This window comes from Salinivibrio sp. IB282, from assembly GCF_001995685.1.
GTDB lineage: Bacteria > Pseudomonadota > Gammaproteobacteria > Enterobacterales > Vibrionaceae > Salinivibrio > Salinivibrio kushneri.
On sequence record NZ_MUET01000121.1, the window covers coordinates 1 to 3638 of the forward strand.

4 protein-coding genes are annotated in these 3638 nt (G+C 38.2%); 3 read left to right on the top strand and 1 reads right to left on the bottom strand.

Annotation, left to right across the window (positions count from 1 at the left end; translation table 11 throughout):
• Positions 1–107 precede the first annotated feature (107 nt).
• Positions 108–266, bottom strand: coding sequence for a hypothetical protein (locus tag BZG14_RS15635; RefSeq protein WP_158011765.1), 159 nt, complete (start codon positions 264–266; stop codon positions 108–110).
• Positions 267–529: 263 nt separating this feature from the next.
• Here BZG14_RS15635 and BZG14_RS14835 point away from each other — a divergent pair, with 263 nt between their 5' ends.
• The 3 genes from BZG14_RS14835 to BZG14_RS14845 all read left to right on the top strand — a co-directional run bounded on the left by BZG14_RS14835 (position 530) and on the right by BZG14_RS14845 (position 3625).
• Positions 530–712, top strand: coding sequence for a hypothetical protein (locus tag BZG14_RS14835; protein ID WP_077609106.1), 183 nt, complete (start codon positions 530–532; stop codon positions 710–712).
• A gap of 121 nt (positions 713–833) precedes the next feature.
• On the top strand, positions 834–1769 hold the full coding sequence (locus BZG14_RS14840) for a patatin-like phospholipase family protein (RefSeq protein WP_158011766.1): 936 nt from the start codon (positions 834–836) through the stop codon (positions 1767–1769).
• Positions 1763–3625, top strand: a complete 1863-nt coding sequence (locus BZG14_RS14845; protein WP_077609108.1) for a tetratricopeptide repeat protein — start codon at positions 1763–1765, stop codon at positions 3623–3625. Before BZG14_RS14840 ends, BZG14_RS14845 begins: the two co-directional genes overlap by 7 nt.
• Positions 3626–3638 lie beyond the last annotated feature (13 nt).

Genomic DNA, 3638 nt, shown 5'->3' on the forward strand with positions numbered 1-3638 from the left:
ATTTAGTAGGGCTAATTATAAAAACCTGATAATATATCTAATATTATGGATGTGTAGATCTCATACGAGCAGTAGATTTCAAGGTAGTTGAACACCCTCTCCCCTAATTAATCGGTGCTTTTTTGACCGCCTCGTTGATTATCTGCTGAGCTGCTGGGGTTGAGTGTTACTGAACTAAAAGGTGTCCAGTCACGCGTTTCTTTAGCCCTACGCTCAGGATGCTTGGTTTTTGCCTGCTGATAGACGGCATGCCGTTTCGCTAACACCTGAGTATCCTGGTTGCGGTGTCTTTACGCTGGCGTGACGAACTGGGGCGATCAAATATCTGGACAACTATCCTGGCACCGGGGGCGGCATGCTGCGACAGAATGTGTCTGATTAAATCGGTTTAACTGATTGTTTTATATGCGACGCATTTTGCCTTTTTGTGATGGTAGGCTCAGTTATGAAATGGAACCGCGATCGCGGCTTGTTTGTGAAAATAGGCAGGTAAATAATAGTGGAAACATCATYAGACAGCGAAACATTTATGACAACCCGTCCGCCTAAAAGTGACTCGCTAAGGCTTGCATTCTTGTTATTGCGCCACCTTTCACACCGGATCAAACAAACCGCAGGCGATCTACAAAAAGCCGTTGCCAGCGATGGGATAGAACGCAATATCCGTACCATTCAACGTAACTTAGAGATGCTTAAGATGGAGGCCCGATGAAAATAAGCCCTGCAACCTTTCATCATGATTACGCGTAAAAACCGAAGAAGCGATTACAATAGCAGTAGATAATTAAACTATGTCATTCGATACATTCAAGAAATATAGTTACGGGACAAAAATGCAAAAAATTGGATTGATGTTTTCAGGGGGGGGAGGTAAAGGCGCTTATGAAGTTGGTGTATGGAAAGCCCTAGAAGAGTTGAATCTAGCGAGTAATGTTTTTGCCGTGTCGGGTACATCAGTAGGTGCATTAAATGCTGCCCTTTTCGCACAAGGTGATCTACGAAAAGCGGAGTCAGCTTGGCTAGAAATGAGACCTGAGGATGTTTTAAGTTTTAACGCAGAAAATATTGTAAAAAGTCTACTATATGCAGGGATTAAACTCACTTATCCTATGATCAGAGCTATTGAGGTTATGGCAATGACAGGGGTTTTTTCGAGAGATGGTTTGCTTAGAATTATACGAGGCTACCTTGATAATATAGAGATAAATAAAAGAGTGATTCCTTGTTACGTCTGTGCAGCGGAGTTGCCTAACATCCAAGAAAAATATTTCTCTTTACATGATTATCAAGAAGAAATAGTAGAAGACATATTACTTGCATCTTCAGCTATACCATTTTTATTTCCAAGGCAAACAGTGAATGGTAAGCAATATTGGGATGGTTTCTTAGTAGACAACACACCGATAAAGCCACTTTTGGATGATGGATGTGATATTATTATTTCAGTTTTTCTCAATCGTATGGAAGTTCTTCCAAAGAAAGACTTTAATAATTGCAAGATCATACCCATATATCCACAGAGTGATATTAAAGGGGCATTAAATTTCACGTCTTCAAAAGACAAGATGCAGTGTGGATTTGAAGATGCGATGAAGTTGCTGTCACCTATTGTTGGTTTGGTCGAGGATAATCATAATCGTAGGCATTGTTTTTTGAAGATAATGGCGCAAGATCTATATTTCCAATCAGAGAGTGAGCTCTTTGAGGAAAATAAAAATTCATTAATAAAAACAAAATATAAACTTAATAAGGAGATGGATAAATGGTAAAAAACACACCGATAAATGTGGATGACACGCTTCATTCTCAGACTAATGAATTTATTGATGATTTAATATTGAAATATGGTGAAAATGAGAAGTTATTAAGTTTGATGGCTTTAGAAGCTACAGCATTAGCTACATCAGTATCGGCGCGAGGCCAAGAAATAGAGGAGCAAAGCCATATATCTCGATTATGGAGAAGCTTTACAGGTAAGAACCAAAAAATATTCGCCAGAAATGATCAGGACTTAGCTAAAAGCCAATATATAGGACAACAGATCCTCAATAAACTTTCAGAAAACAACCTACTTACTTATGAGATCGTAGTTTTGTTGGGGAATAAGGTCAATCGTATAGCGGAGCAGGTCAATGAAACGCAAAACGCGTTGATTACGCTTAATCAAGATCTTACTGTTTTTTTCTCATCAGTTCGAAAAAAGATAGAAGAAAATATCTCTAATTTAGAAAGGAATGATAACTTATTGTTTTGGAAGGAAACAATATTATTTCATCCTGCGTTGCAAGGTAGAGGATATAGTGATTTAACTAGGTTAGAAAAAATAATCTGTCTCGCTAACGATTTTTACCAAAATACTCAAAAAAAGTGGAGTTTTCAGGATCTTTCTTTCCTTAAGTCTGTTATAGAAGCTGTCAACGAAGATCCTAATGAGAGTGTGGTATTAAGAGATATATGTCAAATTTGTAAAGAAAAACCACTGTTACTTAACAGGCTTTTTCAAGGAGTTGATGAAAATCCTAAGTTAGAAGAGATTAGATTGCTAATGCCTGTATTTATGAGCGTTGGTCAATTAAAGCGACTTAATGATAGTGATGAATATATTTTCAATGCGCTTTTAGAATGCTCTCCGAATATATCAGAGGAAGATGCCTATTGGGCATTATCAGCTAAGTATGTTCAACAAGTTACCGGAATCGATCTCAACAAAGAAGTGTCTTTTTTTGATGCGATTATGATCTTGGTTGAGGATCTAGTTTGCTATTCTAAATTTCATGGATTTCCTGACTCTATAGAGTCTGAAGGTGAGATTTATGAATCAATTGTTATCGAGACTAGTGAGCCGGAAAAACTTATTCCAGATATTGACACCATAAAGCTTTTAGCTGAAAAAGGCGATGTTTCAGCAGAGTATGCACTCGGCCGAGCATATTATTTAGGGGAAGACGTACCTGAAAATAAGCATGTTGCTAGGCGGTGGCTAAGAAAGTCAGCAGAAAAAGGAAATGTAAATGCACAGGTGCTACTAGGTAGAGATGACTTAAGGGAACACCGTTTAACGGGAAAAGTTGCTTACTGTCGCGAAAGTAAAATCAATCCTTGGCTAGAAAAAGCAATGCAGCAATCTCATCCAAGTGCATTCTATTATACTGTAGAAAATTGGGAACCACCATTTGATCCTAATCCGCGTTGGTGGATAGAAAAAGCAGCTGAGCTAGGTCATGTAGAAGCGCAATATGAAATGTATGAATACAATACACCACTTGGTAACGCTCATGGGACAGACAATGAAAAACTAAAAATCAATGCAGACTTCTGGTTAAGTAAAGCTGCACAGCAGGGAAGTGTAAATGCATTGTGTGAGCTAATTAGACGCTCAAACAACGTGAAAAACAAAGACTTCTCAGGTAATGAAAAAGAAAAGTACTGGTTTTCACTGATATTGGATGCGGCAGAGTATGGAGAGCACCAAGCTCTGTGCTTTTTAGGTGACTGCTATTCTAAAGGTATCTACGTGGAAAGGGACTTTGAAAAAGCGATACTTTATTACACAAAAGCAGATGAAGAAGGTAATATTGGCGCTGCTTCTCGTAAAAAAGGTTTATTAAGAAAAATGTCACGTTAAATCACTGTAGCCC

Excerpts from the sequence above, each read along its gene's own strand:
- BZG14_RS14840 (WP_158011766.1), top strand. The coding sequence starts at position 834 with ATGCAAAAAATTGGATTGATGTTTTCAGGGGGGGGAGGTAAAGGCGCT.
- BZG14_RS14835 (WP_077609106.1), top strand. The coding sequence starts at position 530 with ATGACAACCCGTCCGCCTAAAAGTGACTCGCTAAGGCTTGCATTCTTG.
- BZG14_RS14845 (WP_077609108.1), top strand. The coding sequence starts at position 1,763 with ATGGTAAAAAACACACCGATAAATGTGGATGACACGCTTCATTCTCAG.